The organism is Vibrio sp. A2-1, assembly GCF_021728355.1.
GTDB classification, from domain to species: Bacteria; Pseudomonadota; Gammaproteobacteria; order Enterobacterales; family Vibrionaceae; genus Vibrio; species Vibrio splendidus_K.
This window is the reverse complement of sequence record NZ_JAKKCO010000004.1, coordinates 276,650-299,646: the sequence shown is the minus strand read 5'-3', so window position 1 is coordinate 299,646 and position 22,997 is coordinate 276,650. Positions and strand designations below refer to the sequence as shown.

The 22,997-nt window shown below is 46.0% G+C and carries 22 protein-coding genes; all 22 read left to right on the top strand.

The window, feature by feature from the left end; genetic code table 11:
* The first annotated feature begins 3 nt into the window (after positions 1-3).
* The 22 genes from L3V33_RS15810 (at position 4) to flhF (ending at position 22,988) form a co-directional block, all read left to right on the top strand.
* Positions 4-309, top strand: a complete 306-nt coding sequence (locus L3V33_RS15810; protein WP_146457869.1) for a flagellar protein FliT — start codon at positions 4-6, stop codon at positions 307-309.
* A gap of 12 nt (positions 310-321) precedes the next feature.
* Positions 322-732 carry a flagellar export chaperone FliS gene (fliS, locus tag L3V33_RS15805; RefSeq protein WP_237290785.1) on the top strand — a complete coding sequence of 137 codons (411 nt, stop codon included), beginning with the start codon at positions 322-324 and terminating at the stop codon, positions 730-732.
* Positions 733-959: 227 nt separating this feature from the next.
* The gene (locus tag L3V33_RS15800) at positions 960-2,426 is read left to right on the top strand and encodes a sigma-54 dependent transcriptional regulator (protein ID WP_004736195.1); all 1,467 of its coding nucleotides are present in this window, start codon (positions 960-962) and stop codon (positions 2,424-2,426) included.
* 185 nt (positions 2,427-2,611) lie between these two features.
* Positions 2,612-3,652, top strand: a complete 1,041-nt coding sequence (locus tag L3V33_RS15795) for an ATP-binding protein (RefSeq protein ID WP_146457867.1) — start codon at positions 2,612-2,614, stop codon at positions 3,650-3,652.
* Positions 3,653-3,685: 33 nt separating this feature from the next.
* Positions 3,686-5,095 carry a sigma-54 dependent transcriptional regulator gene (locus tag L3V33_RS15790; RefSeq protein WP_146457865.1) on the top strand — a complete coding sequence of 470 codons (1,410 nt, stop codon included), beginning with the start codon at positions 3,686-3,688 and terminating at the stop codon, positions 5,093-5,095.
* Between the two features lie 132 nt (positions 5,096-5,227).
* On the top strand, positions 5,228-5,539 hold the full coding sequence (gene fliE / locus L3V33_RS15785) for a flagellar hook-basal body complex protein FliE (RefSeq protein ID WP_004736198.1): 312 nt from the start codon (positions 5,228-5,230) through the stop codon (positions 5,537-5,539).
* 16 nt (positions 5,540-5,555) lie between these two features.
* Positions 5,556-7,298: a flagellar basal-body MS-ring/collar protein FliF gene (gene fliF / locus L3V33_RS15780; RefSeq protein ID WP_146457863.1), complete on the top strand. Its 1,743-nt coding sequence runs from the start codon at positions 5,556-5,558 to the stop codon at positions 7,296-7,298.
* Positions 7,291-8,352: a flagellar motor switch protein FliG gene (gene fliG, locus L3V33_RS15775; RefSeq protein ID WP_004736200.1), complete on the top strand. Its 1,062-nt coding sequence runs from the start codon at positions 7,291-7,293 to the stop codon at positions 8,350-8,352. The genes fliF and fliG overlap by 8 nt, the downstream gene beginning before the upstream one ends.
* A gap of 125 nt (positions 8,353-8,477) precedes the next feature.
* Positions 8,478-9,278 (top strand): flagellar assembly protein FliH, encoded by an 801-nt coding sequence (gene fliH / locus L3V33_RS15770; RefSeq protein ID WP_017087928.1) that lies wholly within the window; start codon positions 8,478-8,480, stop codon positions 9,276-9,278.
* On the top strand, positions 9,278-10,597 hold the full coding sequence (fliI, locus tag L3V33_RS15765) for a flagellar protein export ATPase FliI (protein WP_010439337.1): 1,320 nt from the start codon (positions 9,278-9,280) through the stop codon (positions 10,595-10,597). The genes fliH and fliI overlap by 1 nt, the downstream gene beginning before the upstream one ends.
* A 19-nt stretch (positions 10,598-10,616) precedes the next feature.
* Positions 10,617-11,054: a flagellar export protein FliJ gene (fliJ, locus tag L3V33_RS15760; RefSeq protein ID WP_017076818.1), complete on the top strand. Its 438-nt coding sequence runs from the start codon at positions 10,617-10,619 to the stop codon at positions 11,052-11,054.
* 182 nt (positions 11,055-11,236) lie between these two features.
* Positions 11,237-13,366 carry a flagellar hook-length control protein FliK gene (locus L3V33_RS15755; protein ID WP_237290784.1) on the top strand — a complete coding sequence of 710 codons (2,130 nt, stop codon included), beginning with the start codon at positions 11,237-11,239 and terminating at the stop codon, positions 13,364-13,366.
* Positions 13,367-13,483: 117 nt separating this feature from the next.
* Positions 13,484-13,972 carry a flagellar basal body-associated protein FliL gene (gene fliL / locus L3V33_RS15750; RefSeq protein WP_017087926.1) on the top strand — a complete coding sequence of 163 codons (489 nt, stop codon included), beginning with the start codon at positions 13,484-13,486 and terminating at the stop codon, positions 13,970-13,972.
* A gap of 7 nt (positions 13,973-13,979) precedes the next feature.
* A complete protein-coding gene (gene fliM, locus L3V33_RS15745) occupies positions 13,980-15,023 on the top strand; it encodes a flagellar motor switch protein FliM (RefSeq protein WP_017087925.1) in 1,044 nt (347 codons plus the stop codon).
* Between the two features lie 29 nt (positions 15,024-15,052).
* Positions 15,053-15,463: a flagellar motor switch protein FliN gene (fliN, locus tag L3V33_RS15740; protein WP_004736208.1), complete on the top strand. Its 411-nt coding sequence runs from the start codon at positions 15,053-15,055 to the stop codon at positions 15,461-15,463.
* Complete coding sequence (gene fliO / locus L3V33_RS15735; RefSeq protein ID WP_146457857.1) at positions 15,463-15,921, top strand: flagellar biosynthetic protein FliO; 459 nt, start codon at positions 15,463-15,465, stop codon at positions 15,919-15,921. The genes fliN and fliO overlap by 1 nt, the downstream gene beginning before the upstream one ends.
* On the top strand, positions 15,908-16,837 hold the full coding sequence (fliP, locus tag L3V33_RS15730) for a flagellar type III secretion system pore protein FliP (RefSeq protein WP_237290783.1): 930 nt from the start codon (positions 15,908-15,910) through the stop codon (positions 16,835-16,837). The genes fliO and fliP overlap by 14 nt, the downstream gene beginning before the upstream one ends.
* Positions 16,838-16,848: 11 nt before the next feature.
* The gene (gene fliQ / locus L3V33_RS15725; protein ID WP_004736211.1) at positions 16,849-17,118 is read left to right on the top strand and encodes a flagellar biosynthesis protein FliQ; all 270 of its coding nucleotides are present in this window, start codon (positions 16,849-16,851) and stop codon (positions 17,116-17,118) included.
* A gap of 6 nt (positions 17,119-17,124) precedes the next feature.
* Positions 17,125-17,907 (top strand): flagellar biosynthetic protein FliR, encoded by a 783-nt coding sequence (gene fliR, locus L3V33_RS15720; RefSeq protein ID WP_004736212.1) that lies wholly within the window; start codon positions 17,125-17,127, stop codon positions 17,905-17,907.
* A gap of 9 nt (positions 17,908-17,916) precedes the next feature.
* Positions 17,917-19,047, top strand: coding sequence for a flagellar biosynthesis protein FlhB (gene flhB / locus L3V33_RS15715; RefSeq protein WP_004736213.1), 1,131 nt, complete (start codon positions 17,917-17,919; stop codon positions 19,045-19,047).
* A gap of 212 nt (positions 19,048-19,259) precedes the next feature.
* Complete coding sequence (gene flhA, locus L3V33_RS15710; protein WP_004736214.1) at positions 19,260-21,359, top strand: flagellar biosynthesis protein FlhA; 2,100 nt, start codon at positions 19,260-19,262, stop codon at positions 21,357-21,359.
* Positions 21,360-21,386: 27 nt separating this feature from the next.
* The gene (flhF, locus tag L3V33_RS15705; protein WP_237290782.1) at positions 21,387-22,988 is read left to right on the top strand and encodes a flagellar biosynthesis protein FlhF; all 1,602 of its coding nucleotides are present in this window, start codon (positions 21,387-21,389) and stop codon (positions 22,986-22,988) included.
* Positions 22,989-22,997 lie beyond the last annotated feature (9 nt).

The window sequence follows — 22,997 nt, the reverse complement described above, 5'->3', positions numbered from 1 at the left end:
TAGATGAACAGTCAGCTGCAAGAGCTTTGTGAACTCGATCAATTAATTATCTCTAAGCTTGAATTTAGTGAAATTAATGCTGAAGAAATAACGCGGCTTGTCGATAACAGAGAACAGTTATTGCAAAACGTGCTTCAAATAATCGACTCACACCCCGACGTTAAGCAAAGTTCTGAATGGTTTGAAGCCATTACCAGAACCAGAAAATTAGTCGAATTGATGCAATCTGAGACGAGTCGAGTAGGTAAGACCCTACACAGATACCGTCACGGCGCTAAATCAGTTCAACAATACAAAAAGTTTTTATAAAAGAGGTTTACTATGCGCGGTTCTTTACAGGCATATAAAAAGGTATCAGTGGATAGTCAGCTAACAGCTGCCTCACCGCATAAGGTTGTACAAATGCTAATGGCAGGTGCTATCGAGCGCTTGATTCAAGGTAAAGCGGCAATGCAAGCAGGCAACATCCCAGTGAAAGGCGAGCGACTTGGTAAGGCTCTGGATATCATTATTAGCCTACGTAGTTGCCTGTCTATGGACGATGGTGGTGATATTGCGAAAAACCTAGATCAACTTTATGAGTTCATGATCACGCAAATTTCTGCGGCAAATCACAAAAATGACCCACAGGCTATTGATGATGTTATCGATATTATCCGCGAAATTAAGAGCGCTTGGGACCAAATTCCGAACGAATATCACAACTTGACGTCTGCTGACGTAGGTATTTAAAGAAAAATTGCAGTTTTAACCAATCTCATATCCCTTAATTGCTTGGTTGCCTTATTTTTTTAATCAAATAAAATAGAAGCCATTAGATAGCCTAGTGGCTTTTTTCGTTGCTGATTTCCTAAATTTGTCCACGTAGACCATAATCATTGATACTTTTCTCTGTTTTATCGATTACGTCGCTCACCGTTTTCCGCATCGCACCAAAATAAAGGCAATAATTCCTACTTATGCAAGGTTTGGCAAAACTGCTTGTCGTCGACGATAGCGCTCAAGATCGTCACAATTTAAGCACAATATTAGAGTTTGTAGGAGAGAGCTGCGAAGTAATCAGCTCTGAACAAGCACGTAAAGTTGACTGGTCACTACAGTGGGCCGGCTGCATTATTGGTACCATTAAAGGTAAAGGCTTCAACGCATTACTGAATGAAAAGCTTGTTCACGCCAATCACATCCCTTTACTGGTGATTGGTAAAAACAATCACCCGGTTGACGAGCTAACTAACTATGTTGGCGAGCTTGAACTTCCCCTTAACTACCCGCAATTAAGTGATGCATTAAGGCACTGTAAAGATTTCTTAGGCCGCAAGGGTGTTCAAGTGGTGTCTTCGGCACGCAAGAACACGCTGTTTCGCAGCCTCGTAGGGCAAAGTGCTGGCATTCAAGAAGTACGTCACTTAATTGAACAAGTTTCTTCTACGGAAGCGAACGTGCTGATTCTTGGTGAATCTGGTACCGGTAAAGAAGTCGTAGCGCGTAATATTCACTATCACTCTAAGCGCCGTTCTGGGCCTTTTGTGCCTGTGAATTGTGGTGCTATTCCACCAGACTTACTCGAAAGTGAGTTGTTTGGTCATGAGAAGGGCGCATTTACTGGTGCGATTACCGCACGAAAAGGTCGCTTTGAATTGGCTGAAGGTGGCACACTGTTTCTTGATGAAATTGGCGATATGCCAATGGCAATGCAAGTTAAGTTGTTGCGTGTACTGCAAGAGCGCTGTTTTGAACGCGTAGGTGGCAACAGCACCATTAAAGCTGACGTTCGTGTGATTGCAGCAACACACCGCAATCTTGAAGACATGATCGACGATGACTCGTTCCGTGAAGACCTTTATTACCGCTTGAATGTATTCCCGATTGAAATGCCAGCGCTTCAAGATCGTAAAGAAGATATTCCACTGTTGCTTCAAGAGCTAATGACTCGAATGGAAGCGGAAGGCAGTATGCCTATCTGCTTCACTGCTCGCGCTATTAATTCTTTGATGGAGCACTACTGGCCAGGTAATGTTCGTGAGCTAGCGAACCTCGTTGAGCGAATGGTTATCCTGTATCCGAATAGCTTGGTTGATGTGAACCATCTACCCACTAAATATAGATACAGTGATATCCCTGAATTCCAGCCTGAATTTAATCGCTTTGTGTCGGAAGAAGAGCAAGAACGTGATGCACTTTCTGATTTGTTCTCAGAAGATTTCAGCTTTGACCAGCAAGATGATCTTGCCGATAACGCGAATGCGCCTCAAGAGTTACCACCAGAAGGTGTTAATTTGAAAGAGCTGTTGGCGGATATGGAAGTGAACATGATCAACCAAGCCTTGGAAGCGCAGGGTGGCATTGTTGCCCGTGCTGCAGACATGCTTGGAATGCGCAGAACCACTCTGGTTGAAAAAATGCGTAAGTATAATCTACAGCGATAGAGCTCAGATTCGTGTTCAGCGATATCAAATTAAGACGGGTGTTGAGTTAAAGCATCGTTTTGGTTGAGAGAATAGAGAGGGCATAGTCGAGTTGTTGCTTGCTTAACTATGTGATAAATATAGCAAATAGCCTGACGCGTGTTTTACGTGTCAGGCTGTTTTAGTATTTGAGGCAAATTTTTGACATGCACGGATCTAACGAATCAGAAAATCAGTCACACCTAGATTCAGTTGAACAGCAGGTTGAGCGCTATAAGCAAGTACTTGATGTGATGCCAGCAGGTGTCATCTTGTTAGATACTCATGGTGAAGTAAGGGAAGCGAACCCAGAAGCGCACCGAATTTTAGGTGTGGAACTGGTGGGCGAGAAGTGGTTTTCGGTTATTCAAAGTGCCTTTGACCCAAAAGACGATGATGGACATGAGATCTCATTGAAGAACGGGCGTAAAGTGCGTTTAGCGATTTCAGCCTCGACTACAGGTCAGCTAATCTTGATCACCGACCTGACAGAAACTCGTCTTCTACAGTCTCGCGTGAGTGACCTTCAGCGCTTGTCGTCGTTAGGCAGAATGGTAGCCTCGTTGGCACATCAAGTTCGTACGCCACTTTCTAGCGCCATGCTTTATGCATCAAACCTTGCCGCGCCAAACTTACCGCCGGCAACAAAGACACGTTTTCAATCTAAGCTTATGGATAGATTGCATGACTTAGAGAAGCAAGTGAACGACATGCTGTTGTTTGCCAAAGGTGGCGACAACAAAGTGGTTAAGCCTTTTACTGTGGCTGAATTGATTACCGAGTTTCATCCTATGGTTGAAGCGGCATTAAAATCGAACCAGATTGACTATTGCCAGGAAGTAGAAGATGAAGAGACTCAGATGTTTGGCAATGCTAATGCTATAGCTTCTGCTCTGAGCAACCTGGTTTTGAACGCAGTGCAAATTGCGGGTAAAGAATCGCAGATTGATGTTTTTTTTAGGCCTGTAAACGGCGAGCTTAAGATATCAGTGCAAGACAGTGGCCCCGGCGTGCCGAAAGAGCTTCAAGGTAAAATTATGGAACCCTTCTTTACCACTCGTTCGCAAGGTACAGGTCTAGGTTTAGCCGTTGTACAAATGGTCTGTCGAGCACATGAAGGCCGACTGGAATTGATATCAGAAGAAGGGGACGGCGCATGCTTTACCATGTGTCTACCGCTGGAAAGAAGCGCTTCTTCTGAAGACTAATACGTTTTAACTGAATTTACACTGGAGAATCCTATGGCTCAAAGCAAAGTGTTAATCGTCGAAGATGATGAAGGTCTACGCGAAGCCCTTGTCGACACTCTCGCGCTTGCTGGCTATGAATGGCTGGAAGCGGATTGTGCGGAAGATGCTCTGGTAAAATTGAAATCGAACTCCGTTGATATTGTTGTCTCTGATGTGCAGATGGCAGGTATGGGCGGCTTAGCACTGCTAAGAAATATCAAGCAGCATTGGCCAAATCTACCAGTATTGTTGATGACAGCGTATGCCAACATTGAAGACGCCGTTGCCGCAATGAAAGAGGGCGCTATAGACTATATGGCAAAGCCATTTGCGCCTGAAGTACTGCTTAATATGGTGAGCCGTTATGCTCCGGTAAAATCGGATGATAATGGCGATGCCATCGTTGCCGATGAGAAAAGCATCAAGCTAATGATGTTGGCTGATAAGGTGGCTAGAACCGATGCTAACGTCATGGTTTTGGGGCCAAGTGGTTCTGGTAAAGAGGTCATGTCTCGCTATATTCACAACGCTTCGAGCCGTAAAGACGGTCCGTTTGTTGCGATTAACTGTGCCGCGATTCCAGATAACATGTTGGAAGCAACACTGTTTGGCTACGATAAAGGCGCATTTACTGGTGCTATTCAAGCTTGTCCTGGTAAATTTGAGCAAGCTCAAGGCGGTACTATTTTGTTGGATGAGATCAGTGAAATGGATCTTAGCCTACAAGCGAAACTACTGCGCGTGTTGCAAGAGCGCGAAGTTGAACGTCTTGGTAGCCGTAAGAGTATCAAACTGGATGTCCGTGTTTTGGCAACCAGTAACCGCGACCTAAAGCAGTATGTTTCTGAAGGGAATTTCCGTGAAGATTTATACTATCGTTTGAATGTATTTCCAATTACTTGGCCAGCACTGTGTGAACGTAAAGGCGATATTGAGCCGCTTGCGAAGCATTTGGTTGAGCGCCATTGCACCAAACTTGGTATGCCCGTTCCTATTCTGTCCGAGCAAGCCATCAGTAAGCTCGTCAATTATCCGTGGCCGGGTAATGTGCGTGAACTGGATAATGTCGTTCAGCGCGCTCTAATTCTGAGTGAGCAAGAAAATATTTCAGGTGAGCACATCTTACTTGAAGGTGTCGATTGGCAAGACGCAAGTGGCCTACAGCAAATTGTTGAAGGCAACAGTGTTGCAGCGCCAGAAATTAAGCCGATAGCTGAAGCGAGTCCAATCAATAAACTGGCAGCCAGCAGCGAAGGGTTAGGTAATGAGCTTAGAGATCAAGAGTATGCGATTATTCTTGAGACGCTGATCGCTTGTAATGGCCGACGCAAAGAAATGGCAGAAAAGTTGGGCATTAGTCCTCGTACATTGCGTTATAAGTTGGCAAAGATGCGCGATGCTGGGATAGATATCCCAAACTGAGGATAGGCTAGTAGTGTCAGCTTTCTGACTAGTGTATTACGATATCTAGTCAATTTAATGTGTGGCACGCTAATTGCTCTGTCAATAATACAGCTAAATAGATAGTCATAATTTTGACTCCTGAGGTAGTAGATGAGAATAGATGGTTTACAAGGCGAAATGCAGGCAATGATGGTTGAAGCTGCTAGCGCGCGTCCTGCTGCAACGGGGCAAGCGGTCGGTGCAGATTTTGGCAACATGCTGACGCAGGCCATTAATAACGTGAACTCATTACAAAAAACCTCAGGTGATCTTCAAGCTCGTTTTGATAGTGGCGACCAAAGCGTGTCTCTATCGGACGTGATGATTGCTCGTAATAAATCTAGTGTGGCTTTTGAGGCGACGATCCAAATTAGAAATAGATTGGTCGAATCGTACAAAGAGCTGATGAATATGCCGGTATAAGTTGGGTAATTAAATAGTGGCAGATAATAGTCAAACAACAGATTTAACCGTAAGCGATAGCAATGACCATGCACTCATTGCAGGTTCGGAGCTTGATGGGGAAGGGCAAAATCCCGATCTAGGTGAACGCAGTTCCTCTAAGTTCGATATGGCCGTCGGTGATCTCGATTTACTTCGTCAGGTCGTCTTAGTCCTATCTATTTCTATCTGTGTAGCGCTAATTGTGATGCTGTTTTTCTGGGTGAAAGAGCCAGAAATGCGTCCATTAGGGGCTTATGAAACAGAAGAGTTGATTCCCGTGCTTGATTACTTGGATCTACAAAAGATCGAATACACTCTTGAAGGTAACACTATCTCGGTACCGGCTAGTGAGTACAACTCATTAAAGCTTAATATGGTACGAGCGGGTTTGAATCAAGAGCGAAACGCAGGTGATGACATCCTCATGCAAGACATGGGTTTTGGTGTATCACAACGTGTCGAGCAAGAGCGCCTTAAATTAAGTCGTGAAAGACAGCTTGCGAAAGCCATTGAGCAGATGAAACAGGTACGTAAAGCTCAGGTTTTATTAGCCTTGCCAAAGCAGAGTGTCTTTGTTCGTCACAATCAAGAAGCCTCAGCTTCCGTATTCCTGACTCTGAAAACGGGCACTAACCTCAAGCAGCAAGAAGTTGACTCTGTTGTCGACATGGTGGCAAGTGCCGTTCCGGGAATGAAAACCTCGCGTATCACGGTGACCGATCAGCATGGCCGACTGTTGAACTCAGGTTCTCAAGATCCGATGTCAGCTGCGCGTCGTAAAGAACATGAGTTAGAGCGTAATCAAGAGCAAGCGCTGCGTGAAAAAATCGACTCTATCCTAATTCCTATTCTTGGGTTTGGTAACTATACCGCTCAGGTTGATATTCAGCTTGATTTTAGTGCTGTGGAACAAACGAGAAAACGTTTTGATCCGAATACGCCAGCGACTCGAAGTGAATACACGTTAGAAGATTACAACAACGGCAACACTGTGGCCGGTATTCCTGGCGCTTTGAGTAACCAGCCCCCTGCAGATGCTTCAATTCCTCAAGATGTCGCTCAGATGAAAGACGGTGCGATGACGGGGCAAGGCTCGGTTCACAAAGAAGCAACCCGAAACTTTGAGCTAGACACAACCATCAGCCATGAACGTAAACAGAGTGGCACGGTTAACCGTCAGACGGTATCGGTAGCGATCAAAGACCGTCAATCACTGAACCCTGATACGGGCGAAGTGGTTCATACGCCAATCCCTGCCAGCGAAATTAATGCGATTCGTCAGGTACTGATTGGTACTGTCGGCTTTGATGAAAGTCGTGGCGATTTACTCAATGTGTTAAGCATGCAGTTCGCACCACAAGTGACGGATGTTGTCGCTGATGTGCCAATTTGGGAGCATCCAAACTTCAATGATTGGGTACGCTGGTTTGCGAGCGCGTTGGTTATTATTGTCGTGGTATTGGTACTTGTTCGCCCTGCAATGAAGAAACTGCTTAACCCAGCAGCTGACGACGATGATCAAATGTACGGCCCTGATGGTATGCCAATTGGTGCCGACGGCGAAACCAGCTTAATTGGTGGTGATATTGAAGGTGGCGAGTTGTTTGAATTTGGTTCAAGCATCGACTTACCAAACCTTCATAAAGACGAAGACGTGCTGAAAGCAGTACGTGCACTTGTAGCGAATGAACCAGAGCTAGCAGCTCAAGTAGTTAAGAATTGGATGGTAGATGGCTAACGAAATAGTTCCACAACAAACGGAAGGCGGTGAAGTGCTTGATGTCTCTAGCGTGGATATCGATTCTATCTCAGGCGACGAACGTGCTGCGATCTTGTTGCTAAGTTTAAATGAAGAAGATGCTGCTGGTATTATTCGTCACCTAGAGCCAAAGCAGGTTCAGCGTGTGGGTAGTGCAATGGCGCGAGCGACTGATCTATCCCAAGAAAAAGTGGGAGCGGTTCACCGTGCTTTCTTAGATGATATTCAGAAGTACACCAACATTGGTATGGGCAGTGAAGACTTCATGCGTAATGCGCTGGTCGCTGCCTTGGGTGAAGACAAGGCGAATAACCTTGTTGACCAAATTCTTCTTGGTACTGGCTCGAAAGGTTTGGACTCACTGAAGTGGATGGATCCTCGTCAGGTGGCGAGTATCATCATCAACGAGCACCCTCAGATTCAAACCATTGTGTTGTCGTACCTCGATTCTGATCAGTCGGCTGAGATTCTGTCTCAATTCCCAGAAAGAGTTCGTCTGGATCTGATGATGCGTATTGCTAACCTTGAAGAAGTTCAACCTTCGGCTCTTGCTGAATTGAATGAAATCATGGAGAAACAGTTTGCGGGTCAAGCGGGTGCTCAAGCTGCCAAAATTGGTGGCCTGAAAGCCGCGGCTGAGATCATGAACTACATGGACAATAATGTGGAAGGCGTCTTGATGGATCAAATCCGTGATCAAGACGAAGATATGGCAACGCAGATTCAAGATCTTATGTTTGTCTTTGAAAACCTTATTGAAGTTGATGACCAAGGTGTTCAACGACTGCTGCGTGATGTTCCACAAGACGTTCTACAAAAAGCGCTTAAAGGTGCTGATGACGGTCTACGTGAGAAGATCTTCAAGAACATGTCTAAACGAGCTGCCGATATGATGAGAGACGACATTGAGGCGATGCCGCCGGTAAAAGTCTCCGACGTGGAAGCGGCTCAAAAAGAAATATTGGGTATTGCGAGGAAGATGGCAGACAGTGGCGAGATTATGCTGTCTGGTGGCGCCGACGAGTTCCTTTAAAACAGAAACCTCAAGAGCCCCACACTGTTGGGGCTTTTCTTTATCCAATCTCGAACCCAAGTTTAACTCCGTTCAACGGCTTGAATTTACAATGCAGCTGGACGCATTTATAGATAGGTACTGATATGTCAGGTGATAGAAAACGCGGCTTCCTTCGCCCTGAAGAAGATAATACGGTTGCCCAACCTCAGAAATGGGGGTTGCCTGACTACACCTCTGATGTGAATAAACAAGCCAAAGAAACGGCCTTTAATTACGATCCTAGTTGGATGCCGACGGTTGAAGAAGCCATTGAAGACGAAGAGCTTGTTCTGACTGAAGAGCAAATCGAACTGATTAAGCAAGGTGCTTATCAGGAAGGGCTTCATCAAGGCCAAGAGGCTGGCTTTAAACAGGGTTACGAAAAAGGTAAAGAAGAAGGGTTTGCTGCAGGCCACGAAGAAGGCAACCAAGCCGGCAAGCTTGAAGGCGTGACTGCTGGTCAAGAGTACATTCAGCAGCAAGTTGCCATCTTTATGGGACTAGCCAACCAGTTTGCTCAACCTTTAGAGCTGATGAACGCTCAGGTAGAGAAGCAATTGGTGGACATGGTACTTACCATGGTCAAAGAAGTGGTTCATGTTGAAGTGCAAACCAACCCACAAATTATATTAGATACCGTCAAAGAGTCGGTCGAGTCGTTGCCGATCTCAGGTCATGCGATCACATTGAAGCTTAATCCCGAAGACGTCGCGATTATTCGTTCTGCGTATGGCGAAACTGAATTGGATTGCCGCAATTGGACGTTAGTTGCAGAGCCGGCACTCAATCGTGGTGACGTACAAATAGAAGCGGGTGAATCGAGCGTTAACTACCGCATGGAAGACCGTGTGAAAAACGTCATTCAAAACTTCTGTGGCACAAATCGCCATCAGGGCCATGAGTAATGCTTGAATTAGCAAATCGTCTTAGCCAATACAAAGTCGAAGGGCTAAAATCGCGACCAATTGCCTCCGGTAAGTTAGTACGCGTTGTTGGCTTAACGCTTGAAGCGACCGGCTGTAAAGCACCCATCGGCAGCCTGTGTTTAGTAGAAACCATGTCTGGTCAGATGGAAGCCGAAGTCGTCGGCTTCTCTGGCGATAACTTATTTTTGATGCCGAGTGAACAAATCACAGGGATATTACCTGGCGCTCGTGTGACCCCCGTGACCACTGAAAGCGGCATCCCTGTCGGAATGGAATTGCTCGGCCGAGTGATCGACGGTGTGGGTAATCCACTTGATGGGCTAGGTCCCATCTATACCGAACAACGCGCTTCATTTAATGCCGAGCCAATCAACCCGTTAGCTCGAAAACCGATTTCTGAACCACTCGATGTCGGCTTGAAGGCCATAAACGGTTTGCTGACGGTAGGTAAAGGTCAGCGTATTGGTCTATTTGCTGGTTCCGGTGTGGGCAAGTCGGTCACGCTCGGCATGATGACTCGAGGCACAACCGCGCAAGTAGTGGTGGTAGGTCTAATCGGTGAGCGTGGACGAGAAGTTAAAGAATTTATTGAAGAGATTCTTGGCGAAGATGGACGCAAACGATCTGTGGTGGTCGCTGCTCCTGCGGATTCATCGCCACTGATGCGATTGAAAGGTTGCCAAACTGCACTGGCTGTCGCTGAGTACTTCCGCGACCAAGGTTTAGATGTTCTTTTATTAATGGATTCATTAACCCGTTTTGCTCAAGCTCAGCGTGAAATTGCTCTATCTGTGGGTGAGCCGCCAGCAACCAAAGGTTATCCGCCATCAGTATTCGCCAAGCTTCCTGCGCTGGTGGAACGTGCGGGTAACGGCAACGATGAACAAGGTTCTATCACGGCTTTCTTTACCGTTTTAACTGAAGGTGATGATTTACAAGATCCCATTGCCGATGCGTCGCGAGCGATTCTTGATGGTCACATTGTTTTATCGCGTGAGATGGCCGATGCCGGACATTATCCTGCGATTGATGTTGAGAAATCCGTCAGTCGTGTTATGCCGCAAATCACCACCGAAGAACATGTATTGATGTCGAAAGCGGTGCGCCAAGTACTGTCTATCTGTCGTAAAAACCAAGATTTGGTATCGATTGGTGCTTACAAACCGGGGACTGATCCTGCCATTGATAGTGCCTTCACCTTGAAACCGAGGTTGGACGAGTACTTACAGCAAAAAATGAAAGAAACGGTTCCCTATGACATGTGTGTCAACATGTTGAAACATGTATTGGGTGGCTAACGAGTGAATAAGGTTAGTCATGGATAACGCATTAGAATTTTTGCTCGATCAAGCCAAGGATCAAGAGAACCAAGCCGTACTCGCGCTCAACAAAGCGAATTCAGAGCTTCAAGGTTACTATGAACAGGTCGCTCAGATTGAAAAGTACCGACTTGATTACTGTCAGCAACTTATTGACCGCGGAAAAGCTGGACTCACAGCGAGTCAGTATGGTCACTTGAACCGTTTCTTAACTCAACTAGATGAAACATTATCTAAACAGAGAGAGGCGGAGCACCATTTTAAAAACCAAGTCGACAACTGCCAAAACTACTGGATGGAGCTACGTAAAAAGCGTAAATCCTATGAGTGGTTGATGGAGAAAAAACAGAAAGAGAAGGCAAAGCTGCAAGATCAAAGAGAACAAAAGCAAATGGATGAGTTCTCGACACTGATGTATGGCCGAAAGAAGATGTGATCCTAAGCCCTGAATGACGCAGGTGTTGCCGTTCAGATTGTGAGAACAGAACTAATAGGCATGTTTCTTGCTCCGTTTTATATAAAATTGCGCGTTATGCCCAGCAAAGGCATGAAAAGCACCCGACTTTCTTTTTGTTGTCTGATTTATGGCAGCAAAGCTAGTAAATAGAGCTTGTATATATGAATGTTAGCCTTTCCTCAAATTCAGCTACCAACAAAACGTCATCGTTGTTGGATACCGGTTCTGCCTCTTCAAAGGTAGAAGAGACCGGAGACTCTAAAGGGTTCTTAGAGTCTTTTAAAGAAGCGCTAGGCTTTGAAGAAAGTGACAGTAAAGCGGCAGTAAAAGACACTGATGGCGCCTCAAAATTAGACGAAAAACAGACCTCTGCGAAAGACGAAGTATTGGCTGAAAAGACTAAAGGTGATTCAACTGAGTCTAAGAACGCTGATGAGGTTAGCGAAGCTCAAACCAAGCAAGCTACAGCAACGACGGATGTTGAAAAAACGGCTACTAGCAACACCGCCACTGAACGTACGTCTGAACTAAATTCACAGTCGAGCGATAAAGCCTCGTCGAAACCGTCTGATGACGATACCTTGGCTGCGGCTCAGCCCAAAGGTGACCAGTCCCAGAAAGCTCTGGTCAATAATGATTCTGATTCACAATCCGCAGAGCTGAATGCTCAAGGGGCATCTCAAGCTAGTGCTGCGATGAGTGAAGGCAACAAATTGCTTGGTCAGTTGGACGAGGCAAACAAAACACTGAATCAGCCTGACAACGGCAAAGGCTTGCCTCAGCAAGTGAAGGTTGATGAAGCACAAGGCAAGATTGTCGGTGCAACTGCTGTGGGGGTTCTTGCGACTGACACGGTGGGTAAATCGGTACAACAAACCAATACAGCAAACCAAGAAAACAGTCTTGAGGTCGATTCTGAAATTGCCGCACTTACCGGAGGTAAGGGTGTTTCACAGCTGACTGATGATGAAATTCGACAGTTGATGGATAAAGGCGTCACCCCAGAACAAATTGAAGCGAGTATGAGCCGAGAGTTGCGCCAAAAGAACGCGGCCAGTGCGGTTGCTGCCGATCAGAGTCAAGCACTCTCAGCAGCGGATATGGAACTTGCAAAACAGGTTGATGCCCATACCAAAGCGTTAAAGCAATTGAATGGACAAATCGAATCAGAACAGTCTGTTGTCGATGGTCTGGTTCAAAAGCAACAAAGTGGCGCTAAGTTGACGGTCGATGAGCAAGCTGCGCTGGCTCAAGCAACCTCTAACTTAGAAGTATTGAATCAACAGCTAACCAATGTTCAACAGCAAGCAACGGCTTTACTAAGCCAAGCTCCGAACGTGAACAGCACTCCCGGTGAACCCGCCGCTATTGATTGGGACAACACTGATTCAAATGAAGCCAAAGCCTTAGCCGCGGTGGCATCAACAACGGCAGTAGCGACGGCTGCACAACAAGTATCAGCGCAGGCCGCTTCTCAATCAGCAAATAATGCTCTTACGGATAAGGCGGCAATGCTGAACGCCAATAATGCGCATGCGGCTCAACAGGCAGCGGCTCAACAATTACAACAAGGGAATGCAGCTCCAATGCAGCAGCAAGCGGCCTTAGATCCTAGCTTAACGGCACAAAGCCTAGCGATGAATGCAACGCCAGCGGCCACAAAAGCAGGCTCGACTGACGCGCTTCTTAAAGCGGGCGCTGGTGCCGCTGCATTGTCTGGTTTGGGTAAAGCGGGTGCTAAAGAAGATTCTAAAGACTCGACCTTGGCCCAGCAGATTGCTTCTGCGGCTGGCGCACAAGGCACAGCAACGGTTGGTTCAGCACCTACACGAGCTGAAATTCAAGCTGCTCAACAAGCGCCTTTACAGCTCACCAAAGAGCTAGCCAATGAGCAGGTCGCGGAAAAAGTTCAAATGATGATGTCTAAGAACCTCAAGAACTTGGACATTCGCCTCGACCCACCAGAATTGGGTCAGATGAAAATCCGCATGACCATGAATAATGATGTGGCGAACGTGCATTTTACGGTTAGTAATCAACAGGCAAGAGATGTGATTGAACAAACCTTACCTCGCCTGAGGGAGATGCTTGCTCAACAAGGTCTACAACTAGCCGATTCGTCAGTTCAGCAACAGAGCTCTGGTCAGGGGCAGGATAGATACAACAATGGTGAGCAACAATCCGGCACTAACCGCACAAATGATGGCCAAGGGGATGAAAACCTTGATAGTGGCAGCAATCTTGAATTGAATGTCGCATCAAAGCGTGATGGAATTAGTTATTATGCCTAATATCAGGCTAAGAAAGAACGCTTGGTTAATAGAAAGAGCCATCAGTTAAGAGAAAGTACTGTTAGTTAATAGAAAAACCCGTCAGTTAATCGAAAGAACAGGAAGTTAGAGTAAAGTATGGCAGAAGAACAAGATGCACCTAAAGGGAAGAGCAAGCTCCTTATCATCATTATTGCCGTAGTCGTGTTACTGCTTGGTGTAGGTGGTGCGCTGCTCTTTTTCTTAGGCTCTGATGATAGCGCCTCTGAATCTCCGTCTCAGCCAGCAACTGCTGTGGTCGCTGCAGAGCCAGTTATGTATGTTAATATCCCTCAGCCTTTTTTGTTCAATGTGACAGGTGATAAAAAAGATCGCCTAGTTCAGATAAAAGCACAGATGATGGTTCGGGGCAGTAAGAATGAAGACCTGGCTCGTTACCACTCGCCACTTGTGGAAAGTACGCTCTTGGCGACGTTCGCCTCGGCAACAGTCGATCAATTGCGTTCACCCACTGGGCGAGTTGAACTGCGTAACAAGGCAACGGAAGATATCAAAGCAAGTCTGACTCAAGCTGTTGGCCAGCCTGTTATTGAAAAAGTGCTATTCACTGATTTTGTGATTCAGTAGGTAATTTGTGACCGATTTATTAAGCCAAGACGAAATTGACGCGCTATTACATGGCGTAGATGATGTTGAAGAAGTTGAAGATAGCGTAGAAGCTGATAACGACAGTGCGGTTAATTTCGACTTTTCTTCACAAGATCGAATTGTTCGTGGTCGAATGCCGACCCTTGAACTTATTAACGAGCGCTTTGCGCGTCATTTGCGTATCAGTTTGTTTAACATGTTGCGCAAAACGGCTGAAGTGTCGATCAATGGTGTCCAAATGATGAAGTTTGGTGAGTACCAAAACACATTGTATGTACCCACCAGTTTAAACATGGTTCGCTTCCGTCCATTAAAAGGCACAGCGCTGATCACTATGGAAGCGCGCCTTGTATTTATTCTTGTAGAAAACTTTTTTGGTGGCGATGGACGATTTCACGCCAAGATTGAAGGCCGTGAATTCACGCCGACTGAAAGACGAATTATCCAGCTGCTGCTGAAAATTGTTTTTGAAGATTACAAAGAAGCTTGGTCTCCAGTAATGGGGGTTGAGTTTGAATACTTGGATTCTGAAGTGAACCCAAGTATGGCGAACATTGTGAGCCCAACAGAAGTGATTGTTGTTAGTTCATTCCACATTGAAGTGGATGGCGGTGGCGGTGACTTCCACGTCGTGATGCCTTATTCCATGGTTGAGCCGATTCGTGAATTGTTGGACGCTGGTGTTCAATCAGACAAAATGGAAACTGACGTTCGTTGGAGTTCGGCATTGCGTGATGAAATCATGGATGTACCAGTTAACTTTCGTGTGAACTTGTTAGAGCAAGATATTTCTCTGCGTGATCTGATGGAGCTGCGCCCAGGGGATGTCATTCCCATGAACATGCCTGAACACGCGACGATGTTTGTAGAAGAACTACCAACGTATCGTGTGAAAATGGGACGTGCGGGTGAAAAACTCGCGGTCCAGATTTCGGAAAAAATTCGAAGACCAAGTGTGGTCAAAACTGATCTCGCTTTTCTAGGCAAAGACCTAATGTCTGAGCTCGAAAACAGCGATGATGACGAATAGCAAAATAGATAAAAGTATAGGAATTGGTAATGGAACCTAGTGAAGATCAAAAGCTAGCAGACGAATGGGCTGCTGCACTTGGTGAAGACCCTTTAGCACCGTCAATTGATGTTGATGATGTGCTTGCGGCACCACTTGATGAACTAACCGATTCATCGTCTCCGATTTCTGAAGATGAGCGTCGTAAACTGGATACCATCATGGATATCCCAGTGACTATCTCGATGGAAGTTGGCCGTTCTCAGATCAGTATCCGTAACTTACTTCAATTGAACCAAGGTTCGGTTGTAGAGCTCGATAGAATTGCTGGTGAGTCACTAGACGTGATGGTTAACGGTACTCTGATTGCTCACGGAGAAGTGGTTGTGGTGAACGATAAATTTGGTATTCGTCTGACTGACGTAATTAGCCAAACAGAACGAATTAAGAAGCTACGTTAATGCGCTTTTCGCTAAAAAGATTGGTGGGCTCGTCTCGCGGAATGACTGGCTTGTTTCGTGAAATTACAAGCTTGTCCCGTGGAATATTGGGAATAGGGCTGTTGTCTATGCCTTCTATTGCCTTTGCCGCGCCTCCTTCTCTTGATTTAGCGACCACTTTTGGGTCGCTAATTTTCGTTATCGCCTTCATTTTATTTATTGCTTGGTTACTCAAGCGAATGCAAGTGCCTGCGATGTCGAATCAACAAGGTTTGGCTATTGTTAGGCAAATTCCTGTTGGTACTAAAGAACGTATTGCGATTGTGCAAGCAGGCGATGAACAGTTCTTAGTAGGTATTACCACACAGTCGATTCAGCTGATCTCTAAGCTCGATAAACCTCTTACTCAGGAGATGCTGGAAAAAAGTACATTTTCAAGTCAGCTTTCCCAGCTAATTAAAAAAGATGCAAACAAGTAACGGACTTTTTACCTCATCTTACCTTTGCCAAATCGGATCTTTTCGAGTGGTAAAAGCGTTGTTGGTTCAGCTCATCCTCCTCTGTTCTTTAGTGTTCAGTGTGTCGGTATTTGCACAGGCTGAAGATGGCACCGTCATTCCAGCGAATACAGCAGGCTCAGAGTCGGTTACCATCAGCACGATGGAACAAGACCAAGCTAAATCGCAAACCATGACGACTGGTAGTTTAACGGGTAATGGTGGTGGCATCCCTGCCTTTACCATGACAACCAACGCCAATGGCGGTGAAGACTACTCGATCAATTTACAGATATTGGCCCTAATGACCATGCTTGGCTTCTTGCCGGCAATGGTAATTTTGATGACGTCGTTCACCCGTATTGTGGTGGTGATGTCTATTTTGCGTCAGGCAATGGGTCTCCAACAAACGCCTTCAAACCAAGTGATTATTGGGATCGCGATATTTTTGACCTTTTTCATCATGTCACCAGTGATCAATCAAGTGAATGAGCAAGCGGTTCAGCCTTATCTCAATGAACAAATATCGGCACGACAGGCGTTCGACGTTGCTCAAGGCCCGATCAAGTCTTTCATGCTCAAACAAACCCGAATCAAAGATCTAGAAACCTTTGTTGAGATATCGGGTGCGGAAGTGAATAACCCTGAAGATGTTTCTATGGCGGTTCTGATTCCAGCGTTTATCACATCGGAGTTGAAAACGGCTTTCCAAATTGGCTTTATGCTGTTCTTACCTTTCTTAATCATCGACTTGGTGGTCGCCTCGGTATTGATGGCTATGGGTATGATGATGTTGTCACCGATGATTGTATCGTTACCATTTAAGTTGATGCTGTTCGTTCTTGTTGATGGTTGGAACTTGATACTCTCCACTCTCGCCGGCAGTTTTGCCTTGTAGCTGGGGGAATAATGAATCCTGAAATATTCGTAGAGTTGTTCCGAGATGCACTTTGGATGGTACTGATAATGGTATGTGCCATTATTATTCCTAGCCTATTGATTGGTTTAGTCGTAGCGGTTTTCCAAGCTGCGACGTCTATCAACGAACAAACATTGAGTTTCCTACCGCGTTTGATCGTGACGTTATTGGCGTTGATGATGTTTGCTCACTGGATGACTCAGATGATGATGGAGTTTTTTTTCGAACTCATCGAACGCTTGCCGCAAGTTCTGTATTAAACCAATATGGAATACCCAACGAGCCTTGTATTAGAGTGGTTAGCCAATTATTTTTGGCCATACACTCGCATTTCAGCCATGCTGATGGTGATGACGGTAACAGGGGCACGCTTTGTGTCGCCGCGTATCCGTCTGTATTTAGGTTTGGCGATCACCTTTGCTGTGATGCCCGCAATCCCAGCAGTTCCTAAAGAGATTGAGCTGCTGTCCTTCCAAGGATTCTTGACGGTATTTGAACAAATCGTGATTGGTGTCGCCATGGGGTTCGTTACTCAGTTTTTGATTCAAACTTTTGTTATGCTCGGTCAGATTCTAGGTATGCAATCGAGTTTGGGCTTTGCCTCTATGGTTGACCCTGCGAACGGTCAGAACACGCCAGTACTTGGCCAACTGTTCATGCTGTTGGCGACCATGTTTTTCTTGGCGACCGATGGCCACTTGAAAATGCTGCAATTGGTGGTGTTCAGTTTTAAAACCTTGCCGATTGGCAGTGGCTCTTTAACCGCCGTCGATTTCAGAGAGCTGGCATTGTGGCTTGGAATCATGTTCAAAACAGCATTAGCGATGTCGTTATCGGGTATTATTGCGCTGCTGACGATTAACCTTTCATTTGGTGTAATGACACGTGCGGCACCTCAGCTAAACATATTTTCTTTGGGTTTTGCATTTGCGCTACTCGTGGGTCTGTTACTTTGTTGGTACATCCTTGGCGGATTGTTTAGCCACTATGAGCTATTTTGGATACAAGGCGAGCAACAGATATGTCGTCTAATCCGGTTAGATTGCTAGGAGACTGAAATGGCAGAGTCAGACGGTCAAGAACGCACAGAAGACGCCACGCCCAAACGCTTGCAACAGGCCAAAGAGAAAGGGCAGGTTGCAAGGTCAAAAGAGCTGGCGTCAGCATCGGTATTGATAGTCGGTGCGATTTCTTTAATGTGGTTTGGCGAATCGATGGCGAAGGCTTTGTTCGAGGCTATGCAACGCCTGTTTTCACTCAGTCGTGACGAGATTTTTGATACTAACAAGCTACTGGAAATAGCGGGTGGCGCATTAGTAAACTTGTTGTTTCCACTGTTCTTGATTCTAATCACTTTGTTCGTTGCTGCTGTGATTGGTGCTGCGGGTGTTGGTGGGGTCAATTTCTCAATGCAAGCGGCTATGCCAAAGGCATCTAAGCTCAATCCTTTGAGTGGTATCAAGCGTATGTTTGGCTTACAAAGCTGGGTTGAACTGCTCAAATCTATCTTGAAAGTGGCTTTGGTATCGGGCATGGCCATTTATCTGATTCAAGCTTCTCAACACGATTTGATGCAGTTGAGTATGGATGTGTACCCACAGAATATATTCCATGCCTTAGATATTTTGCTTAACTTCATTCTGTTGATCAGTTGTTCTCTACTCATCGTGGTCGCCATTGATATCCCATTCCAGATCTGGCAACACGCCGATCAGCTGAAGATGACCAAGCAAGAAGTCAAAGACGAATTCAAAGACACTGAAGGTAAGCCCGAAGTGAAAGGGCGCATTCGTATGTTGCAGAGAGAAGCGGCTCAGAGACGTATGATGGCTGATGTCCCTCAAGCGGATGTGATTGTGACCAACCCGGAACACTTTTCAGTGGCGCTGCGCTATAAGCAGAATCAAGATAAGGCACCAATTGTGGTTGCTAAAGGTGTCGATCACATGGCGATGAAGATCCGTGAAATCGCACGAGAAAATGACATCTATATTATTCCAGCACCGCCATTGGCTAGGGCGCTTTATCACACCACAGAGCTAGAACAACAAATTCCTGACGGTCTGTTTGCGGCAGTTGCACAAGTGCTTGCATATGTTTTCCAGCTTAAGCAATACCGAAAAAAAGGTGGAGAGAGGCCAAAACTGCAAGATTCTAATATGCCGATCCCACCTGATTTACGACATTAGATCAATTGCTTGAGCTCAGCTTGATGAACCCTGATAATAGCAACTTAGCTACCCCTCTTATTTCCGAGGTGATGGCGATAATTTGACGTGAGATGTTGGTACAGTGTTTGCTATATCAATTCCGAACATATTAGCCCATAGCAACATAGCTTAGACCTAGGCCTCAATCTGCTTAGTGAGATAGCTACAACATAGCGAAACTGCCTAGATTTATGAAATTCACCCTGCCTTTTGCGGACAAGCTACCTAAAATTCCTAACCGTGCCATGCCTGCGATTGGCGCGCCTGTTATGGTGCTTGCAACGCTAGCTATGGTGGTGTTGCCCATTCCAGCTTTCTTGTTGGATATGTTCTTCACCTTCAATATTGCACTGTCTATGGTTGTGCTATTGGTTTCGGTTTATACCCGTAGGCCTTTAGACTTCGCTGCATTCCCGACCGTACTCCTGATTGCGACTCTGCTCCGCTTGGCCTTGAACGTTGCTTCGACACGTGTGGTATTGCTCCATGGTCATGAGGGTGGTGACGCTGCCGGTAACGTTATCGAAGCCTTTGGTAACGTGGTTATCGGTGGTAACTATGCGGTTGGTTTGGTGGTGTTCTTGATCCTGATGATCATCAACTTCATGGTTGTCACCAAAGGTGCGGGTCGTATCTCGGAAGTAAGTGCACGTTTTACCCTTGATGCTTTACCGGGTAAGCAGATGGCAATCGATGCCGATTTAAATGCAGGTTTGATCGACCAAGATCAGGCTCGTACTCGACGTTTTGAAGTGACCAAAGAAGCCGATTTCTACGGTTCAATGGACGGTGCATCTAAGTTTGTTAAAGGTGATGCGATCGCTGGTATCTTGATCTTGTTCATCAACATTATTGGTGGCTTGAGTATTGGTATGGTTCAGTTTGACCTTGGTTTTGGTGAAGCAATCGAAATCTACACGCTACTGACTATCGGTGATGGTCTGGTTGCTCAAATTCCGTCTCTACTGCTTTCTATCGCTGCTGCGATGATGGTAACGCGTCAAAATACTGATGAAGATATGGGGCAACAGCTCTTCTTCCAATTGTTCGACAATCCTAAGTCCTTGATGATCACCGCCGCTATCCTTGGCATCATGGGTATTGTGCCGGGTATGCCGCATTTCTCGTTCTTGAGCCTTGCTGTCGTTGCAGGTGCAGGTGCCTATTACATTGATAAAAAGAACAAGAAAAAAGCTGAACAACCCAACCTTCCAGCTACGGTTGAAGCGAGTGGGGAGACGGGTTCTCAGAAAGAACTTTCGTGGGATGATGTTCAGCCTGTTGATATTATTGGCTTAGAAGTTGGCTACCGCTTGATTCCTCTAGTTGACAGAGACCAAGGTGGCGAACTGCTTGAACGCGTTAAAGGGGTGCGTAAGAAGCTGTCTCAAGATTTTGGTTTCTTGATCCCAGCAGTACACATCCGCGATAACCTAGAATTGACGCCAAACAGTTACCGACTCACCTTAATGGGGGTTGCGGTTGGTGAGGCTGAGATTAAGCCGGATATGGAATTAGCCATTAACCCAGGCCAAGTGTATGGAATGATCGATGGTGAGCCGACGATTGACCCTGCCTTTGGTCTAGAAGCCGTGTGGATTCGTGAAGAGCAGCGTGAACATGCGCAAGCCTTAGGTTACACGGTTGTTGATTCATCAACCGTGTTGGCCACTCACCTCAGTCAACAGCTAACGAATAACGCATCACAACTGATTGGTCACGAAGAAGTACAAAACTTACTTGAGATGCTTAGCCGTTCAACGCCTAAGCTGGTAGAAGGCTTTGTACCGGACCAATTACAGCTTGGCGTCGTTGTGAAAGTGCTACAGAACCTATTGAATGAAGCCATTCCAATTCGTGATATTCGAACAATAGTCCAAACTTTGTCGGAGTACTCAAGTAAGAGTCAAGAACCTGACATACTTACGGCGGCTGTTCGTATCTCTTTGAAACGACTAATTGTTCAAGAAATCAATGGCATAGAGCCAGAGTTGCCCGTGATAACCTTGATCCCAGAGCTGGAACAAATCTTGCATCAAACCATGCAGGCATCCGGCGGAGAATCTGCTGGTATTGAACCTGGTTTAGCCGAACGTTTACAGACCTCACTCAGCCATGCCACACAAGAGCAAGAGCTGAAAGGTGAGCCAGCAGTGCTACTGACCTCTGGTGTATTGCGTTCAACTCTGGCTAAGTTCGTGAAGAACACGATCCCAAGCTTGAGAGTGTTATCTTACCAAGAGATACCGGACGAAAAGCAGATACGTATAGTACAAGCTGTTGGTAATTAAGCCGCCTAATTAGAACGGACGATCGAATTGAAAATTAAACGATTTTTTGCAAAAGATATGCGAACCGCACTGCTCCAAGTTAAAGAAGAACTTGGCTCAGAAGCGGTGATCATGTCTAACAAAAAGGTCGCAGGTGGCGTGGAAATTGTTGCCGCTATTGATGGCGAATCTAGCCCGTCGACAGCGAGCCAGAGATTAAATAAACCTCAGCAGCCTGCGCAAAGCCAATATACGCAAATGGCCGCGCCCGCAGCACCGGCAGGGCGTCGTCAATTAGACGATGACAAGGTTAGCCTACAGGCAAGTGCTGAAGGTGGACGCTCAATGACCAAACGCTTTGCGAATATGCTAAAGCAATACAGTCATGGTGCCGATGATGAGCCACAACACCGTGCAGAAAACGAAGACTCGTTGTCAGCATTGCTTAATCGCCAATCCAGCACGGGTCATAAGCCACATAGCAATCAGCAGCCGCATAGTAATCGTCAGTCTCTCGGCAACCAGCCGTCTCTTGGCAGTCAACAATCTTCCGGTAATCAGCAGTCTTCCGGTAACCAACAAACTCACGGGAGCCTCGATTCAGCATTTGCTCGTGAAACAGGCTTATCTAAATTGATTGCCGAAGACCGCAGAGTAGAGCGTCCAGCACCTCGTTTGGATCCTACCCGTTATGATCGTGGTCGTGAGAACCCTCAGTCGAAAGGTACAGATGCAGAAATGGAGACGATGCGTGAAGAGATGACCTCAATTCGTCGTCTATTAGAGCATCAAGTATCAGGGCTAATGTGGCAAGAAGTTGAGCGTCGTGAACCGCTCAGAGCAATGCTTATCAAACGCCTTGAGCGTATGGGTGTATCTGCCGAACTTGCCGATCAAATGGCTTGCTACATCCCTGAAGATACCAAGCCTGCACGTGCATGGAAGGCCTTGTTAGCACTGGTTGCTGACCAGATCTCGGTAACGCAAAAAGATATTTTAAAACGCGGTGGTATTGTGGCCTTATTGGGCCCGACTGGCGTAGGTAAAACAACGACGGTTGCTAAGCTAGCAGCACGCGCAGCCATGGAATATGGCGCCGACAACGTCGCACTAGTGACAACGGACACATATCGTATAGGTGCACATGAGCAGTTATCGATTTATGGTCGAATTATGGGTTGTCCTGTAAGAGTTGCTAAAGATTCTAGTGAATTGGCCGATGTAATATATCAGTTACGTAATCGTCGCCTGATTCTGGTCGATACTGCAGGCATGGGACAACGAGATGTTCGCCTATCTGAGCAGTTAGACACATTGATGCAAGAGAGTGGTTCCGTTATCAATAGTTACCTTGTGTTGCCTGCAACTGCACAACGCAAAGTACTACAAGAAACCATTGAACACTTTAGAAGAATCCCGTTGTCGGGATGTATCCTGACTAAGCTGGATGAATCCCTTAGCTTGGGTGAGTTCATCAGTGTGGTAATACAAAATGCATTACCAGTTGCTTACATAGCAAATGGTCAACGAGTTCCTGAAGATATCGTCATAGCTCAGCCAAAGTATATGATTGCTAAGGCTAATGAGTTATTAGAAAAATCTACAGAGAATGAACCTCATTACTGGAATAGCGATTCTGAAGGGCTCTAGGCGGCGGAT

Coding starts and splice junctions, on each gene's coding strand:
- flhB (WP_004736213.1), top strand. CDS start 17,917: ATGGCAGAGTCAGACGGTCAAGAACGCACAGAAGACGCCACGCCCAAA.
- fliP (WP_237290783.1), top strand. CDS start 15,908: ATGCAAACAAGTAACGGACTTTTTACCTCATCTTACCTTTGCCAAATC.
- fliL (WP_017087926.1), top strand. CDS start 13,484: ATGGCAGAAGAACAAGATGCACCTAAAGGGAAGAGCAAGCTCCTTATC.
- fliR (WP_004736212.1), top strand. CDS start 17,125: ATGGAATACCCAACGAGCCTTGTATTAGAGTGGTTAGCCAATTATTTT.
- flhA (WP_004736214.1), top strand. CDS start 19,260: ATGAAATTCACCCTGCCTTTTGCGGACAAGCTACCTAAAATTCCTAAC.
- fliJ (WP_017076818.1), top strand. CDS start 10,617: ATGGATAACGCATTAGAATTTTTGCTCGATCAAGCCAAGGATCAAGAG.
- fliS (WP_237290785.1), top strand. CDS start 322: ATGCGCGGTTCTTTACAGGCATATAAAAAGGTATCAGTGGATAGTCAG.
- L3V33_RS15810 (WP_146457869.1), top strand. CDS start 4: ATGAACAGTCAGCTGCAAGAGCTTTGTGAACTCGATCAATTAATTATC.
- fliH (WP_017087928.1), top strand. CDS start 8,478: ATGTCAGGTGATAGAAAACGCGGCTTCCTTCGCCCTGAAGAAGATAAT.
- fliO (WP_146457857.1), top strand. CDS start 15,463: ATGCGCTTTTCGCTAAAAAGATTGGTGGGCTCGTCTCGCGGAATGACT.
- L3V33_RS15790 (WP_146457865.1), top strand. CDS start 3,686: ATGGCTCAAAGCAAAGTGTTAATCGTCGAAGATGATGAAGGTCTACGC.
- L3V33_RS15800 (WP_004736195.1), top strand. CDS start 960: ATGCAAGGTTTGGCAAAACTGCTTGTCGTCGACGATAGCGCTCAAGAT.
- fliI (WP_010439337.1), top strand. CDS start 9,278: ATGCTTGAATTAGCAAATCGTCTTAGCCAATACAAAGTCGAAGGGCTA.
- L3V33_RS15795 (WP_146457867.1), top strand. CDS start 2,612: ATGCACGGATCTAACGAATCAGAAAATCAGTCACACCTAGATTCAGTT.
- L3V33_RS15755 (WP_237290784.1), top strand. CDS start 11,237: ATGAATGTTAGCCTTTCCTCAAATTCAGCTACCAACAAAACGTCATCG.
- fliG (WP_004736200.1), top strand. CDS start 7,291: ATGGCTAACGAAATAGTTCCACAACAAACGGAAGGCGGTGAAGTGCTT.
- fliQ (WP_004736211.1), top strand. CDS start 16,849: ATGAATCCTGAAATATTCGTAGAGTTGTTCCGAGATGCACTTTGGATG.
- fliE (WP_004736198.1), top strand. CDS start 5,228: ATGAGAATAGATGGTTTACAAGGCGAAATGCAGGCAATGATGGTTGAA.
- fliN (WP_004736208.1), top strand. CDS start 15,053: ATGGAACCTAGTGAAGATCAAAAGCTAGCAGACGAATGGGCTGCTGCA.